Origin of the sequence: Mesorhizobium sp. B2-3-2, from assembly GCF_006442295.1 — a bacterium.
In the GTDB taxonomy this organism is placed as follows: Bacteria; Pseudomonadota; Alphaproteobacteria; order Rhizobiales; family Rhizobiaceae; genus Mesorhizobium.
Genome location: NZ_VFWA01000001.1, coordinates 938,434 through 954,135, shown reverse-complemented (window position 1 = coordinate 954,135; position 15,702 = coordinate 938,434). Strand labels below are relative to the sequence as shown.

General features: G+C 64.0%; 13 protein-coding genes. 5 read left to right on the top strand and 8 right to left on the bottom strand.

Annotated features, from left to right (window positions below):
• Nucleotides 1-81: 81 nt before the first annotated feature.
• Genes FJ964_RS04725 through FJ964_RS04715 form a run of 3 tightly spaced genes read left to right on the top strand, consistent with a single transcriptional unit; the run spans nucleotide 82 to nucleotide 4,207 of the window.
• Nucleotides 82-1,458: a c-type cytochrome gene (locus tag FJ964_RS04725; RefSeq protein ID WP_140549285.1), complete on the top strand. Its 1,377-nt coding sequence runs from the start codon at nucleotides 82-84 to the stop codon at nucleotides 1,456-1,458.
• Nucleotides 1,455-1,958 (top strand): (2Fe-2S)-binding protein, encoded by a 504-nt coding sequence (locus tag FJ964_RS04720; protein ID WP_140494444.1) that lies wholly within the window; start codon nucleotides 1,455-1,457, stop codon nucleotides 1,956-1,958. Before FJ964_RS04725 ends, FJ964_RS04720 begins: the two co-directional genes overlap by 4 nt.
• Nucleotides 1,958-4,207 carry a molybdopterin cofactor-binding domain-containing protein gene (locus FJ964_RS04715; protein WP_140549284.1) on the top strand — a complete coding sequence of 750 codons (2,250 nt, stop codon included), beginning with the start codon at nucleotides 1,958-1,960 and terminating at the stop codon, nucleotides 4,205-4,207. The genes FJ964_RS04720 and FJ964_RS04715 overlap by 1 nt, the downstream gene beginning before the upstream one ends.
• A 57-nt stretch (nucleotides 4,208-4,264) precedes the next feature.
• On the opposite strand, the gene rsmA is transcribed toward FJ964_RS04715, so the two are convergent.
• The 6 genes from rsmA to lptF all read right to left on the bottom strand — a co-directional run bounded on the left by rsmA (nucleotide 4,265) and on the right by lptF (nucleotide 11,867).
• Nucleotides 4,265-5,101 carry a 16S rRNA (adenine(1518)-N(6)/adenine(1519)-N(6))-dimethyltransferase RsmA gene (rsmA, locus tag FJ964_RS04710; protein ID WP_140549283.1) on the bottom strand — a complete coding sequence of 279 codons (837 nt, stop codon included), beginning with the start codon at nucleotides 5,099-5,101 and terminating at the stop codon, nucleotides 4,265-4,267.
• A 10-nt stretch (nucleotides 5,102-5,111) separates the two neighbouring features.
• Nucleotides 5,112-6,128: a 4-hydroxythreonine-4-phosphate dehydrogenase PdxA gene (pdxA, locus tag FJ964_RS04705; protein ID WP_181172358.1), complete on the bottom strand. Its 1,017-nt coding sequence runs from the start codon at nucleotides 6,126-6,128 to the stop codon at nucleotides 5,112-5,114.
• Nucleotides 6,129-6,141: 13 nt separating this feature from the next.
• A complete protein-coding gene (locus FJ964_RS04700; protein ID WP_181172357.1) occupies nucleotides 6,142-7,074 on the bottom strand; it encodes a peptidylprolyl isomerase in 933 nt (310 codons plus the stop codon).
• An 88-nt stretch (nucleotides 7,075-7,162) separates the two neighbouring features.
• Nucleotides 7,163-9,583, bottom strand: a complete 2,421-nt coding sequence (locus tag FJ964_RS04695) for an LPS-assembly protein LptD (protein WP_181172356.1) — start codon at nucleotides 9,581-9,583, stop codon at nucleotides 7,163-7,165.
• Nucleotides 9,583-10,668 (bottom strand): LPS export ABC transporter permease LptG, encoded by a 1,086-nt coding sequence (gene lptG, locus FJ964_RS04690; RefSeq protein ID WP_181172376.1) that lies wholly within the window; start codon nucleotides 10,666-10,668, stop codon nucleotides 9,583-9,585. Before lptG ends, FJ964_RS04695 begins: the two co-directional genes overlap by 1 nt.
• Nucleotides 10,665-11,867: an LPS export ABC transporter permease LptF gene (lptF, locus tag FJ964_RS04685; protein ID WP_140549278.1), complete on the bottom strand. Its 1,203-nt coding sequence runs from the start codon at nucleotides 11,865-11,867 to the stop codon at nucleotides 10,665-10,667. The genes lptG and lptF overlap by 4 nt, the downstream gene beginning before the upstream one ends.
• A 362-nt stretch (nucleotides 11,868-12,229) precedes the next feature.
• Between lptF and FJ964_RS04680 the strand changes: the two genes are divergently transcribed.
• Nucleotides 12,230-13,750 (top strand): leucyl aminopeptidase, encoded by a 1,521-nt coding sequence (locus FJ964_RS04680; protein WP_140549277.1) that lies wholly within the window; start codon nucleotides 12,230-12,232, stop codon nucleotides 13,748-13,750.
• 9 nt (nucleotides 13,751-13,759) lie between these two features.
• On the top strand, nucleotides 13,760-14,209 hold the full coding sequence (locus tag FJ964_RS04675; protein ID WP_140549276.1) for a DNA polymerase III subunit chi: 450 nt from the start codon (nucleotides 13,760-13,762) through the stop codon (nucleotides 14,207-14,209).
• Between the two features lie 6 nt (nucleotides 14,210-14,215).
• Here FJ964_RS04675 and FJ964_RS04670 read toward each other — a convergent pair whose 3' ends face one another.
• Nucleotides 14,216-14,824, bottom strand: coding sequence for a T6SS immunity protein Tdi1 domain-containing protein (locus FJ964_RS04670; RefSeq protein WP_140549275.1), 609 nt, complete (start codon nucleotides 14,822-14,824; stop codon nucleotides 14,216-14,218).
• 205 nt (nucleotides 14,825-15,029) lie between these two features.
• Nucleotides 15,030-15,629: a YdeI/OmpD-associated family protein gene (locus FJ964_RS04665; protein WP_140549398.1), complete on the bottom strand. Its 600-nt coding sequence runs from the start codon at nucleotides 15,627-15,629 to the stop codon at nucleotides 15,030-15,032.
• Nucleotides 15,630-15,702: the final 73 nt, after the last annotated feature.

Here is a 15,702-nt window from a genome sequence, read left to right as displayed (position 1 = left end):
TTCTCCGGCACGAGAGCGCGCGCGTGGTCGGTAACGGCCGGTTCGGCGGCGTCTCACCGTAGCCATGAGGGAGAGCAGATCTTGAAACGCTTCTGGCTGGGCGTTCTTGTCATCGTCATTGTCTGCGGCGCCGGATTTTTCGCCTATGCGTGGAAGCCGGCGATCGATCCTATCGAGCCGCCGCAACGATCGTCGTTCGACCCGGCGTTGATCGAGAAAGGCGCTGTGCTGGCCTCGGTCGGCAATTGCACCTCCTGCCACACCAGGCCCGGTGAAAAGTCCTTTGCCGGCGGGCTCGCCGTGCCGACGCCGTTCGGCACCATCTATTCGACCAACATCACGCCAGATCCGCAGACCGGCATCGGCCGCTGGTCGCAGGCAGCCTTCAACCGCGCCATGCGCGAAGGCGTCGACCGCGAGGGCAGGCATCTCTATCCGGCCTTCCCATTCGATCATTTCACGCGTGTCTCCGATGAGGACAACCGTGCGCTCTACGCCTATCTGATGACGCGCCAGCCGGTGAACAACCAGCCGCCTCCGAACGAGCTGCCTTTCCCGCTCGATATGCGCCTCGTGCTGGCCGGCTGGAAGCTGCTGTTCTTCGACAGGGGCGCCTATCAAAACGATGCTTCGCAAAGCGCGCAGTGGAACCGCGGCGCCTATCTGGTCAATGGGCTCGGCCATTGCGGCGCCTGCCACACGCCGCGCAATCGGTTCGGCGCGGAAGAGAAGGGTTCGCACATGGCCGGCGGCGAGGCGGAAGGCTGGACGGCCTTTGCGCTCGACGGCACTTCACCGGCGCCGATACCATGGACGCATGACAGCCTGTTTGCCTATCTCAGGCAAGGCTGGCATGCCGACCACGGCGTCGCCAATGGCCCGATGGGCGAAGTGACGGGCAATCTCGGCCGGCTTCCCGATGCCGACATCGACGCCATGGCCACTTACGTCATGTCGCTCATGGGCGAACCATCCGCCGAACGGACGGCAGCCGCGCAGGCTATCCGCGGCCGCGCCGCAGCCGACCCGGCGTCCACCGCCGCCGTGGTGCCGACATCCGCCGATACGCCGGCGGCGCGTGGAGCTGTCATTTACCAGGCAGCATGCGCCACCTGCCACGACGGCAGCCGTCCGCCGCCTTTTGGCGGTATCAATTTCCATCTGTCGAGCGCGGTCAACGCGCCCGATCCGCAGAACGTCATCAACACCGTGCTGTTCGGCCTGCCGGCGGCGGGTGGACGCCCGAGCGCGATCATGCCGGGATTCGCGGCGACGCTGAAGGACGACCAGGTGAACGACTTGCTGGCCTATCTGCGCGATGCCTTTGCCGGCAAGCCGGCCTGGCAGGAAGCGGCGGCCAGGATCGCCGACACCAGGAGCGGAAAATACCAGGTCAGCGTCCGGCCCTCGGACGGCATCGAGCGCGGCCCGGACAATGTAGGAGCGAAGGACAGATGATCAATCTCAACGTCAACGGCATCTCTCACGACGTCGACGTCGATCCCGCGACGCCGCTGCTTTACGTGCTGCGCAACGATTTGAAGCTGAACGGCGCCAAGTTCGGCTGCGGCCTTGGCCAATGCGGCGCCTGCACGGTGATGGTCGACGGCAAGCCCGTCTTCTCCTGCCTGACGCCAGCGATGCTGGTGGAAGGCCGTGAGGTCAAGACGGTCGAGGGTTTGGGCACGATCGAGAACCCCGGCCCGATGCAGAAAGCGTTCATCGAGGAGCAGGCGGCGCAATGCGGTTATTGCATCGCCGGCATGATGATGCGGGCGCAGGCGCTGCTCGAGGCCAAACCCGATGCCGGTGACGCCGATATCAGGCAGGCGCTGGAACCTAACCTCTGCCGCTGTGGCACGCATATGCGCATCCTGCGGGCGGTGAGCCGCGCGCGCGACCTGATGAAATCGAAATCGGCCGGCTTGGCGCCGGCTGCGGCCGCGGGGAGGGCATGATGAACGCGTCAACCTTTCCCGAGCTGACACGACGCGGCTTTCTCGCCGGGACCGGCGCGCTGGTCGTGTCCTTCACCATCCCCGTGCAGGCTCAGGAGGCCACGCCCTCGGCGCAAACGCCCGCGACACCGGTCCCGGCCAAGAAACTGCCGGGCAGCCTTGCCGATACCCCCTCGCTCGACGCCTGGATCAGGTTGGATGCCGACGGTTCGATCACCGTCTTCACCGGCAAGGCCGAGCTCGGCCAGGGCACCAGGACGTCGCTGCGCCAGATCGCCGCCGAAGAACTGGAGGTCGAGCCGGCTTCCATCAAGCTCATCACCGCCGACACCGCGCTCACGCCGAACGAGGGCTATACCGCCGGCAGCCAGACGATCCAGAACAGCGGCACCGCTATACGCTACGCCTCGGCGCAGGTGCGCCAGATCCTGGTCGCCAAGGCCAGCGAAAAGCTCGGCGTTCCGGCCGACCAGCTCAAGGCGGCAAGCGGCAGGATCACCGGGTCGGACGGGAAGTCCGTGGGCTATGGCGAACTCGTGGTGGCGGATTTGCTGCATGTGGACGCATCGGCCGACACGGCGCTGAAATCGCCGGACAGTTATCACGCGATCGGCAAGCCGTTCGCCCGCGTCGATATTCCGGCAAAGGTGACGGGCGGCGAGGCCTATGTGCAGGACATGCGGCTTCCCGGCATGGTGCATGCCCGCGTCGTTCGCCCGCCAAGCTATTCGGCCAAGCTCGTCAGCGTCGACGAGGCCGCCATCAAGACGATGCCCGGCGTGGTGGCGGTGATCCGCGACGGCGACTTCCTGGCCGTGGTGGCCAGGCAGGAATTCCAGGCGGTCCGGGCCATGCGCGCCATGGCCGCCAAGGCGAAGTGGCAGGAGCAGCCGGTCTTGCCGGACCAGGACAATATCCCCGCCTTCCTCGAACGCTCGGTCGCCGAGGTCGGCACCGTGACCTCGGTCGGCGCGGAAACGGCAGCCGGCGCAAAGACGCTGCAGGCGCAGTTCACCCGCGCTTACCAGATGCATGGGTCGATCGGCCCCTCCGCTGCCGTTGCCCTGTCAGACAAGGGCCTGATCACGGTGTGGACGCATACTCAAGGCGTCTATCCAGACCGCAAGGCGATCGCCGAGATGCTCGGCGTCGGACCGGAAAAGGTGCGCTGCATCCACACCGAGGGATCGGGCTGCTACGGCCACAATGGCGCCGACGACGCGGCGGCCGACGCCGCACTGATCGCACAGGCGCTGCCCGGCACGCCGGTGCGCGTGCAGTGGATGCGCGATCAGGAGCATTTGTGGGAGCCTTATGGCCCTGGCATGCTGACGCGCGCCAGCGCAACGCTGGACGCCGGCGGCAAGATCGTCAACTGGCACTATGATCTGTGGAGCAACAGTCACGGCACCCGGCCGGGAACGGCAGGTTCGCTGATCGCCGGCCGGCTGGTGGCGAAGCATTTCCCGCCGGATCCGGCCAAGCTGCAGATCTCGCCGCTCGGCAATGGCGATCGCAATGCCATCCCGCTCTACGACGTGCCGAACCAGCGGGTGAACTGGCATTTCGTTGCCGACATGCCGGTGCGCGTCTCGTCGCTGCGCGGCCTCGGCGCCTACTGCAACGTCTTCTCGATCGAAAGCTTCATGGACGAGCTGGCCCTCGCGGCCGGCGCCGACCCGGTGGAATACCGGTTGAGGCACATGAAGGATCCGCGCGCCAGGAAGGTGATCGAGGTTGCGGCGCAAAAATTCGGCTGGAGCAATGATCCTATGCCGGAGGGCCGCGGCCGGGGGTTCGCCTTCGCCAAGTACAAGAACCACGCCGCCTATCTCGCAGTCGCGCTTGAAGCGGAGGTCGATCGCGACAGCGGCGCCATCGCCATCTCGCATGTGGTTTCGGCGGTCGACTGCGGCGAAGCGGTGGCGCCGGATTCGATCGTCAACCAGACCGAAGGCGGTATCCTGCAGTCAATGAGCTGGACGCTCTACGAGGCCGTCCATTTCGACGACACCCGCATCCTGAGCGCGGATTGGTCGGCCTATCCGATCCTGCGCTTCAGCGCCGTTCCCGACAGCGTGGAAGTGCATGTCGTCGACAATCCCGGCACGCCCTATCTCGGCGTCGCGGAAGCAGCGCAGGGCCCGACCGCCGGCGCGATCGCCAACGCCTTCCGCCATGCCGCGGGAAAACGCATTTATGATCTGCCCTACACGCGCGAGCGCGTCAAAGCGGTGTTGGGCGTGTAGTTCGAAGCATGCGCTCGACAAGGATCAGATTTCGCCGCGCTTCGACGGCCGGCGGCCCTACACCGCATTGGTCAGCCGCACGAACTCCTCGACATCGAGCGTCTCGGCGCGCCGGGTCGGGTCTATTCCCGCGCGTTCGAGCAGGGCCTCGCCGCCGAGGCTCTTCACGCTCTGCCGCAGCATCTTCCGCCGCTGGCCGAAGGCGGCTTCCGTGACGCGGCCGAGTTTTTTCACGTCGGCGCATAGCGGCGTCACGCGCGGCTCGAGATGCACGACGGAAGAGGTCACCTTGGGCGGCGGTGTGAACGCCTGGGGTGGCACGTCGAACGCTATCCTGGCCTGCGCGCGCCACCCCGCCAGCACGCCGAGCCTGCCATAGGCCTCGCTGCCAGGCGCGGCGACGATACGCTGGGCCACCTCGCGCTGGAACATCAGGGTCATCGAGGCATAGAAGGGAGGCCACTCCGCGACGGTCAGCCAGCGGACCAGCAGTTCCGTGCCGATATTGTAGGGCAGGTTGGCAACGATCCTGACCGGCCCGCCGTCACCGGCGGTCGCGGCAAGCGTCGGGAAGTCGATCTTCAGAGCGTCGCCGGAAACGACCTCCAGCCGGCCGGGATAATGGGCCGATATCTCGGCGAGGGCCGCCAGGCAGCGTTCGTCGCGCTCGATGGCGACGACCTTGCGCGCGCCGTTGAAAAGCAGGGCCCTTGTCAACCCGCCGGGGCCGGGGCCGACCTCGATCACGGTCGTCTCCGCCAGGCTGCCGGCGGCGCGCGCTATCTTGCCGGTCAGGTTGAGGTCGAACAGAAAATTCTGGCCCAGTGCCTTCTTTGCCTGCAAACCGTGGCGCTCGATGACCTCGCGCAGCGGCGGCAGCCCATCCATGCTCATGAGTTGAGCCTCATTGCGTGACGAATTTGGCGCCGGCGTCGGCCAGCTGCCGTGCAAGCCGCAGCGCCGCCATCAGGCTGTCGGGCCGGGCGATGCCCTTGCCGGCGATATCGAAGGCGGTGCCGTGGTCGGGCGAGGTGCGGATGAAGGGCAGGCCGAGCGTGACATTGACCGCTTCATCGAAGGCGAGCGCCTTGGCCGGTATCAGCGCTTGGTCGTGATACATGCACAGCGCCACGTCGTAGCCGGCCCGGGCCCGGGAATGGAACAAGGTATCCGCGGGCAATGGCCCGAACGCGTCGATGCCTTCGGCTCGCAGGATCTCGATCGCCGGTCGGATGATGCGCTGGTCCTCCAGGCCCATGGCGCCATCCTCGCCCGCATGCGGGTTGAGGCCGGCGATGGCGAGCCGTGGGTTGGCGATGCCAAAGCGGTCCCTGAGGTCGGCGGCGGTGACCCGCGTCGTGGCGAGGATCAGGTCGGTGGTCAGCGCCTTCGGCACTTCGGCCAGCGCGATGTGAATGGTGACGGGAACGGTGCGCAGGTCGGGGCCTGCCAGCATCATCACCGGCATCGCTTCCACGCCGCTGTGCCGCGCCGCCAGATGCGCCAGATATTCGGTATGGCCGGGAAAGCGGAAGCCGGCGTCGTAGAGCGGCTTCTTGGCGATCGGGCAGGTGACGACGGCCGCGGCGTCGCCGGCGAGGCTCGCGGCCACCGCCCGATCGATCGCTTCGATGATGCCCGCCGCATTGGCCGGATCAGGCTGGCCGGGGCTGTCGATGAAGCCGGCAGACAGCGTAACGACCGGCAGTGCGCGACCAAAGACCTCGGTCGCCTGCGCTGGCGTCGTTTCCTCGATAGGCAGCGAAACGCCGATGCGGCGCGCCCGTGAGGCGATCAGCGCGGGATCGGCGAGGAGATAGAAGGGCGGAAGGGCTGCGGCTGTACGCGCCAGAAACGCGGCAATCGCGATTTCCGGCCCGATGCCGGATGGATCGCCGACGCTCAACGCCAGCGCGCGCATCGCCCTGTCCACCTCAGCGCTTGACGATGCGGGCTTTTGCCTTCAGCTCGTCGACATATTTCTTGCTGAGATCGTCGGCCGCCTTGTCGTTGGAGCCTTCGCTCTGGAACACCATCTGGGCGACCTTGTCGTCGGACACCTCGCGCGACGAACAGATGCCGATGAACTCGACACCGCGCTCCGTTTGGCGGGTAGGCGTGGCGCCGCCAACCTTGGTGGCCTTGATCTGCTCGGCCCAGTCCGGCGGCAGTTGCGGCGCCAGCACCCGGCCGAGATCGCGAACCGTGACGTCGATCAGGCCCTTGGCGAACTGCCGCGTCGTGTTGCAGCCGTTGAAGCGGGCACGCATGGCGTCTGCTTCGCGCTTGCGCTTGCCCAGCGTCGCGCTGCGTTCGGCCGCCGGCACGACGAAGATGACCTGCTGTAGCATGTATTCAGTGGCGCTCGGCTTGGAGCCGCCCTTGTCGAGCATGCGCCTGACCGCGTCCTGTTCGGTCACGCTGCCGCCTTCGCCGGAACGGTACCGCGCGCTCAAGGCCTGATTCCAGGCCATCTGGGCGCGGATGAACTCCTTGAAATGGCCCTTGCTGACGCCGGACTTTTCCATGACGCCGTCGAGCTGGCTGAGCTGCATCTTGTTGCTCGAGGCAAAGCGCTGGTACGCGGCCTCGACCTGCGCGTCGCTGATGCGGATCCCAAGCCGTCTGGCTTCGGCCATGCGCAAGGTCTGATCGATCATTTCCTGGCCGGCGTCACCCTTCTTGCGCTGAAGCTTGAGGAAGGCGGCGCGATGCGCGATGTCGCCGCTGGTGATCGGTATGTCGTTGACGACGTACTTGATCTCGCTGGCGAAAGCCGGCGGCGTGATGACGGTCATCGACACGGATGTCGCCGCCACAAGCAGCGCCAACCCTGCTGAAAAGAGGTATTTCCTCATCGCAAACATCCCAATTCTGTCCCGGTCCGCCCAACTTCATCCTTCTTCGGGGTTTGTGAAGTCCCTGCCAGCCCTATGCGGCGAAACGATGTCGCGGCTACTGGGTGGTGTCGAAGGCGCTGCTCGACGATCCGAAATCGCCGAGGGTGCGGAACGACAGGTTGAAGCCGACGCTCTGCGTCACCTCCCTGGTGTGCAGGTCGCGCGACTGCGAGTACGTCATCAGATAGGTGAAGCAGGAATCATTGTAGGCGAAACCAACCCCGTCCTTGACCAGCAGGGTTTCCTCCAGGTCATAGGTTCCCGTCCCGAACACGCGCCAGTTCTCGGCAAGATGCGTGGACGCGCCGAGCGTGACCTCGTGGCGGTCGGTGGTGAAGCCATAGAGCGGCTGAGCCTGGATGAAGGCGTATTTGGCGCTCAGCGACACCGGCAGGCCGGAATAGGCGGCCTTTACCTCGGCGCGGCGAACCTCGAAGCTCTGCTCGTCGAAACGGCCGCTGACCGAGGCGGCGAACCCGTTCGGGCTGCTGACGCCAAACAGGCCGACATAGTCCGACTTGGTGTTTTCGAGGCCCGAATAGGCGCCGACATTGACCAGGTCCGGCGCGTCGAAGGAATTCTCGCCGCCGATCTGGTAGGACTGGCCGAAGATGGCATTGGTGCCCCAGCCGTTGATGTAGGAGCCGGAATAGCGCAGGCCGACATTGGCGCGCGAGCCGCCTTCGATGCGGTCATAGCCGGAGAACTTGTCGCGCTCGAACAGGGTGCTCGCGTCGAAGACCATGCTCTGGGCGTCTTCGTTCGGCACGGCGAGGCCGCCGACATATTGTTCGTTCGGGCGCAGGAACACCTGCGCCATCGGCTCGAACACATGACTGGAGCCGCTGGCCATGGAAAACAGCAGCGGCCAGCTCATCTCGAGTCCGGCGGTTGCCATATAGCGGGCGAAAGACGAGCGCATATCATCCTGCTCGCCCAAATTCGTCGCCATCTGGTTGACGGCTGCGAGTGATGCTGATGACGCGTTGACATAGTCGACGTCGCCCTGCAGCGCCAGCAAGGGTGTCAGCACCAACCCGTCATCGGTGACAAATGACCGCTTCCACTCGGCTTGGGCGGTGAGACGGCCGGATTCGCCCTCGATGCCGCGCACACGTTGGGTGCCTGAAGGGGGGAAGTAGGGGGTGAAATAGGTCTCGTCGAGGTCATCGCGCCGGATAACCCGCGAATTGACGTTGAACGACAACTGGCCGCCTGCGACCGACGTATCCGGAATGTAGGCATAGTCGAGCGAGGGCAGCACCCAGGGCTGCTGGCCGCTTCGCGCAGCGATGTTGCTGTCGAGCGTGTCTTCCTGCACCTCGAAATGCATGGCGCGCAGGTCGAAATAATTACGGCCGTCAAGCCCCGTCAGGTAAACCGACGACTGGTGAACGGACCCGTTGTATTTGTCGATGGCGTAGGTGTTCGAGAAATTCTTGTCGGTCTGCAGCAGCACGTCCCAGCCGAAATTCCAGCGCGCATTGATGGCGAACTGGCCCTGTGTGCCCATCATGCCGCGGAATTTGTTCGGATCGCCCGCCTCGCCCGAATCGACATTGCGGCCGGCGGCATCGATGAAGGCATCGGGATCCCGCTGCTGAATGCCCGCGATCTTCAGGCTGTATTCGCCATTGTTGAAGCGCTGGCGCCATTCAGCCTCACCGAGAAAGCCCTGCTTGGTAAAGCCGGTGCCGGTGACGGTCAGGTCGTAAGTCGGCGAGAGCGCGAAATAATAAGGGACCTTCACCCCCACGCCCAGATCGCTTTTGAAGACGATGCCGGGGATCAGGAAGCCGCTCTTGCGCTTCACCGTCGGGTCGGCGATCTCGAACGCCGGCAGGTAGGCGAGCGGGAAGCCGAAGAATTCGAAATTCGCGTTCTCGAAACGGACCGTCTTTTTCTCGCCGTTCCAGATGATCTTCCTGGCCTTCACGCGCCAGGTCGGCGCCTTGTCGGGCTTGTCCTCGCACGGTTCGCAGGCAGTGTAGACGCCATTGTGGAAGGTGGTCAGCACGCCGCCCATGCGTTCGGCGCTTTCGGCGGCGAAATAGGCCTTGTCGATGGTTTCGACCCGGAGCGCGTTGACGAAACCGTCGGCGAAGTCGTCGGTGATGTCGATATGATCCGAATTGATCTTGGTGCCGTCGCTGTTGATCACCTCGACATTGCCGCTTGCGACCATGCGCTTGGTGTTGCGGTTGTACTCGACCTTCTGCGCGACAAGTCGGTTGCCGCCATAGTCGATCTGGACGCCGCCGACGGCGGTCACGGTCTGGTTGTCGTTGTTGTAGACCAGCGTATCGGCCGCCAGCAGCATCTGCGAGCCGGACGGCACCTTGGTCGCCATCTCTCCGACATCCTGCGCCAACGCAGGCAGCGGAACCGCGCATGCAAACAGGCATGCCAAGGCGGTCGCCGCATAGAGGCGCGCCAAACCGGCCTGCCTGTTACTGGGCAAAAAGGCCTCCCTCACTAGCCGTCTTCCTTGTATAGCAGGAAAGTCACCCCGAAGAACATAGCTACCACGACCGGCACCCAGGCAGCTACGACAGTCGGCACGAACCCCGCCACGCCGAATGCCTTCACCAGCACCGAAACGACATAAAGCAGAAACCCGGCAACGACGCCACCCAGAATCATCGTTGCCGATTGCCCCATCCTCGCAAATCGCATTGAAACTGTTGCCGCAATCAGCGTCATGGCGACGAGCAGGAACGGCAACGCCACCAGCGAATCGAACTGCATGGCAAAGGCATTTGCCTTGAGGCCGAAGGAACGGGCAACCTCGATTTTTCCCGGCAGGTCGTAGAATGGAATGGTCTCCGGGCGCGCCAGCCGCTCCTGCACGAATTCGGGCTTCAGATTGGTCGGCACGCGATCGTTTGCCGCAGGCTGGATGGTGCCGTTCTTGAAGGTCTTGACGTCCTGCAATTCCCAGTAGCCGTCCCGCAGGTAGGCGCGCGCGGCATCCTTGCGCTCGACGATATCGCCTTGCGGGTCGAGGATGAAAAAGACCGCGTCAGCCATCTCCAGGCCCTGGTTGAGGATGGCGCGGGCTCCGATGATGGTGTCTCCGGAGCTGGTTTTCTGCCGGATCCAGGGCGCGGCGTCGGCCGACACCGTGTTCGACTTGCCCGAGCGCAACTGCGTTTCGATCTGTTCGGACCAGGAAAAGGCGTGCGCGGCGAGCGGGTTGATGAGACCGACCGACAGGACGCCGAACAACAGCGCTCCGATGCAGCACGGCAGAAGGAACTGCCAGGCCGAAACGCCGGCCGAGCGCGCTATGACCAGTTCATACCTGCGGTTGAGCGAGACCAGCGTCGCCATCGCCGAGAAGAGACCGACAAACGGCACGGTCTGCAGCATGATCATCGGCATCCTGAGCCCGGAAATGGCCACCGCCGTTCCGTAGGTAAAGCCGGGCAGGCCGGTCGTGCGGCCGGAAAGCTCGGTGAAATCGATCAGGAACACCAGCGCAAGCAGGCCGATGAAGAACCACACGGTGATGGTGACATAGCGGAAGAAGAAATAGCGTCCCAGCGTCCAGCCCATCAGCTGACCCCCTGGCCCGAGGCGCTGCGCCGGGACAGGCGCAGCTTGACGGCATTCCAGGCGTCAGCCATCCGGCTGGCGAGATTCGTCAGCCAATCTGCCCAGGCCACTGGCAGTTCCATCGTCCGGTTGGAGGCGATGAACCAGATTGCCACCGCCGACGACACGATCGGCACGCCGTAGACCATATACGCATATTGCGGGACCTCGCCGGCCTTGCCGGCGGCGAAGAAACCCAGCCAGCGCACGAACAGCGATATCGCGATGGCCGTGATCAGCGGATTGACGCGCGCCTCGCGATGCGAGCGTGCGTCTCCGGCGACCGCGAGTGCGATCAGCGCGAAGACCATCGAATAGAGCCATTCCGAGAACCGCTGGTCGACCTCCGCCCGGTATTCGTTCGGGCGCTGCTGATAGACCTTGTCATTGGCACTCGGGTTGAGCAGGTACTGGGTCGTCTGGTCTTTTGGCATCAGCGTCACCTCCGACGCTGCCGCCATGAAGGCCGACATGTCGAAGGCATAGGAGGTGAAGCGGATGACCGAGAGGTCGCCGGTCAGCGTCTTTCGATGGATGACGCCGTCATTCATCATCAGCACCTTTTCGCCGCCGCGTTCGACGATGCTGCCGGTCTTGGCATAATAGACGAGGTTGACCCCTTCCTCGCGCGAATCCGCGACGAAGATGCCGCCCAGCCGGTTGTCGGGGAGCCGCTCGCCTATCTGCAGGAACAGCCCGTCATCGATCTTGCGGAATGTGCCTTCCTGGATGATCAGCGACAGAAGATCCGCGCGTGACTCCGCCACCAGCATCCGGTTCTTCTGGCGCGCATAGGGGTCGATGCCGTTGTCGACGGCGAAGGAAAAGACGCTGGCCGCGGCCGCGAGAATCATGATCGGCCGCACGATGGTCCAGCGCGAGGCGCCCGCTGCGTTGACGACGGCGAGCTCCGAATCCGAATTCATGACGCTGAGCGTCTGGGCAACCGCCACCACGAGCGCGAAGGGCACCACGATCGGAATGATCGAGGGAAGAATGAGGGCCGCGACCTCGAAGAAGGTCAGCGCCGACTGGCCGCTGTCGGTGACGAGGTCGATCTTGGCCAGTACTTGCGTGGTCCAGACAATGGCCAGCGTCCAGGCCAGCGCTGCAATAAAGACCACGAAAGCGCGGCGCATGATGTAGCGTTCAACGACCTTCATGAAGGCTTTTCTCAATTTTCTCGAACGGCATCATGCCACCGGATAAGGGTAGCCGTCCGGCGACGCCCGCACAACTGGCTGCGTCGGGCTCTGTCAGGCAGACGATCCGGTTCCCGTCCCATATCGCGCGCCACGTTGGGGCGGAGTGTCGGCGGGATTGGATAAGAAAGGGCGAACATCGATGGTTAACAACAGGTTGCGGCCAAAAAGCGGAGCCGTGCCGCGACGAATCGCCATCGATTCATGTGCCATATGGGGAGCCCGTTTGGCAAAGTCTTGCCAAATGCCGGAAAACGACCAAATGTCGCGGATCGCTTCCAACCGCTTCGCGCGAGCCGCGCATTCCCCGAAAGCAGGACATGATGAACCAGAAACCCTCGATCGCCTTCGCAAAATTCGCCGCGCCGCAGACCGCCGCGAACAGGAAGGGGACGGTCTTCGTGCTGGCGACGGATGATGGCGGCCTGAGCGAAACCGCCGCGGCGTATGATCCTGGCAAGACGCTGGAACGGGCCTTCCCGGTGGCCGAATTCACGGCCAAGTTTGCCAGCGTGGTGGAAGTGCTGACGCCGCAGGCAAGCTCGCTCGACAGGCTGGTCGCGGTCGGCGCCGGCAAGGTATCGGGACTCGACGAATACGCCTGGACGAAGCTTGGAGGCACCATCGCGGGGTCGCTGCGCAAGGCGACTGACGTGGCGGTGGTGCTCGACGTGGTCGGCGCCTCGTCAAGCGGTGCGCAGGCGGCCAGCCTTGCCGCCGGTATTCTTCTGCGCAGCTATTCCTTCGACAAGTACAAGACCAGGAAAGACAAGGACGATGGCGAAGGCGACAAGGCCGAGCCGAAAAAGCCGGCCAAGATAACCATCCACACCGCCGATCCGGCGGGTGCGAAGAAGGCCTTCGCCGAGACCGAGGCGGTGATCGACGGCGTGCTTTTGGCGCGTGACCTCGTCAACGAGCCGGCAAACGTCCTGGGACCGGTCGAGTTTGCCGCCCGCGCCAAGGAACTGGAGGCCCTCGGCGTCAAGGTCGAGATCCTGGCTGAGAAGGAAATGAAGAAACTCGGCATGGGGTCGCTGCTCGGCGTCGCGCAAGGCTCGCCGCGCGGCGCCCGCATGGCCGTCATGCAGTGGAACGGCGGCAAGGCCAAGGACAGCCCGGTCGCCTTCATCGGCAAGGGCGTCACCTTCGACACCGGCGGCAATTCGATGAAACCGGCATCCGGCATGGAGGACATGAAGGGCGACATGGGTGGCGCCGCGGCGGTGACCGGACTGATGCATGCGCTCGCCGCCCGCAAGGCGAAGGCCAATGTCGTCGGCATCATCGGGCTGGTGGAAAACGCCGTCGACGGCCACGCGCAGCGTCCCGGCGACATCGTTACCTCGATGTCGGGCCAGACCATCGAGGTGCTCAACACGGATGCGGAAGGGCGCCTCGTGCTGGCCGATGCGCTCTGGTACTGCAATGACCGCTTCCAGCCGAAGTTCATGGTCAACCTGGCGACGTTGACCGGCGCGATCATGGTCGCGCTCGGCCAGCACTACGCCGGCCTGTTCTCCAACAATGACGAACTGGCGGAACGCCTGGCGACAGCCGGGCAGTCGACGCAGGAGCGGCTGTGGCGCATGCCGCTCGGTCCCGAATACGACAAGCTGATCGATTCCAAGAATGCCGACATGAAGAACATCGGCGGCCGCTATGGCGGCGCCATCATCGCCGCGCAGTTCCTGCAGCGCTTCGTCAAGGACACGCCCTGGGCGCATCTCGACATCGCAGGCACCGCCATGGGGGCGCTGTCGAACGAAATCAACCAGTCCTGGGGTTCCGGCTTTGGCGTGCGGCTGCTCGACCGGCTCGTGCGCGACCACTACGAGAACTGATCGGGACCCATGGCCGACGTGCTGTTTTATCACCTGACCGAATCGACGCTGGAGGATGCGCTACCCGGCCTTCTTGAGCGCAGCGTCGATCGCGGCTGGCGCGCCGTGGTGCAGACCGGCACCGAGGAGAGGCGCGACGCGCTCGACCAGCATCTGTGGACGTTCCGTGACGATTCTTTCCTCGCGCACGCCACCGACCGCGAAGCCCATCCTGCCGAGCAGCCGATCCTTTTGACCACGGCCGAAGTCAACCCGAACGTGGCGCAGATACGTTTCCTGGTGGACGGAGCGGCGCCGCCGGACCTTGGCGGCTACGAGCGCGCCGTATTCCTGTTCGACGGCCACGATGCCGCCCAGGTCGAGGCCGCCCGCAGGCACTGGAAGACGATGAAAGACGCCGGCCACGCGGTGACCTACTGGCAGCAGACGCCCGATCGCCGCTGGGAGCGCAAGGCTTGAGGGATGTCAGCGGTCGCTGATCGTCACCTTGTTGATTTTCGTGCCGGGCGGGAGATCCTTCACCTGACGGTGAATTTGCCCCGCAATGTGCACCTTCACGACGAAGAAGGTTTTTTCCATCTGCCCAACGCTCATTTCACCACCAATCACGGGCGGCTGTTTAAAGTCATAACATTCGCCAGCGCCAAGGATCATTCCCCTTTTTCGCGCCGCGATCACCAGACCAGCCAACACCAGATCGTCTCGGCGACCGGCGTCCTCCATCTGTGCTGCAAACTCCGCCCAACTCGCGGAAATCGGGGACAATCGCCCCTCGATCATGTCGAGATGATGGACCGAGCCATCAGCGGCGCGGAAGAAGATGTCGCCAAAGGCTGAAACGGCCGCCGGCTCCAGGCCGTCCAGGCCGATCCACGTCCAGCCGTCAAGCGCTTCCGCGACATCCTTGCCCGACGGTTCGATAAAGAAAAGCTGGAGATCGCGAGGCCATGCCGACCTGACCAGGCCGGTTGCTCGGGCCGCGCCTGTGTTGCTGCGTCGGCCGTCAGACCGATCACGTGCAGTACGAAAGCCGCCCAGAATTGAAGAAATAAACTTCCAAAGAGAGTTGCTCATAAAATCGTCCCCCAACCCATGTATACTTGCGGTTGGCTTTGACGGCAATCCGACGCGCGCCTTTCAGATGCATTCGGGGATCGAATGATGGGCATTGCTCCTGATCTGATTGTATATAAATGGCGCGAGGCCGTTGGCGGAATGGTAAATGCGGATCGCGATCATTGAACCGGAAGAAACCTGTCGGCTCGTTACATGAACAGCCTTACTTCTTCCCCTGCGGATGGATCGTCTCGCCGCGCTTGAGCATCTCGACAAAGGTCTCGATCTTCTTCCTGCGCCCGGCTTCGGTCTTCATGTTGTGGATACGGAAGGCGAGCGCGAAGCGGTTTTGCGCGCTGAGTTTTTCGAGCATTTGCCGAGCCTCTGGCTCGGCGTCGATCGCGGCCTGCAGGTCATCGGGAATTTTCATGTCCTTGCCACTGGCATAGGCGCGCGCCCAGCGCCCATCGGCCTTGGCGGCCTCGACCTCGGCCAGCCCATGCCGCGTCATCCGGCCGTCGTCGATCAGCCGGGCGACATTGTCGATGTTGATCTGGCTCCAGATGCTTTTCTTCGTCCTCCGCGTGTAGCGCTGCAGGAAGCTCTTGTCGTCGAGCCCCTTGCGCACCGCGTCGATCCAGCCCCAGCACAGCACGACGTCGATCGCTTCCTTCGGCGAGATCGACCTCAGTCCCGAGCCGGTCTTGTGGATTTTGATCCACACCTCGGTTTCCCTGTCATGATGCTCGCCGAGCCAGGTATAAAAGCTCTCGGCGTCCTCGAATTCGTGCACCTTGTCGGGGTCGACCTTGACCGGCGCCATTTGCGGCCTCGTCCATGCTTGCGATTGCACTTTCAATGCGGCATTTCCCGCGGGATGACAATCGAAGGCGAAG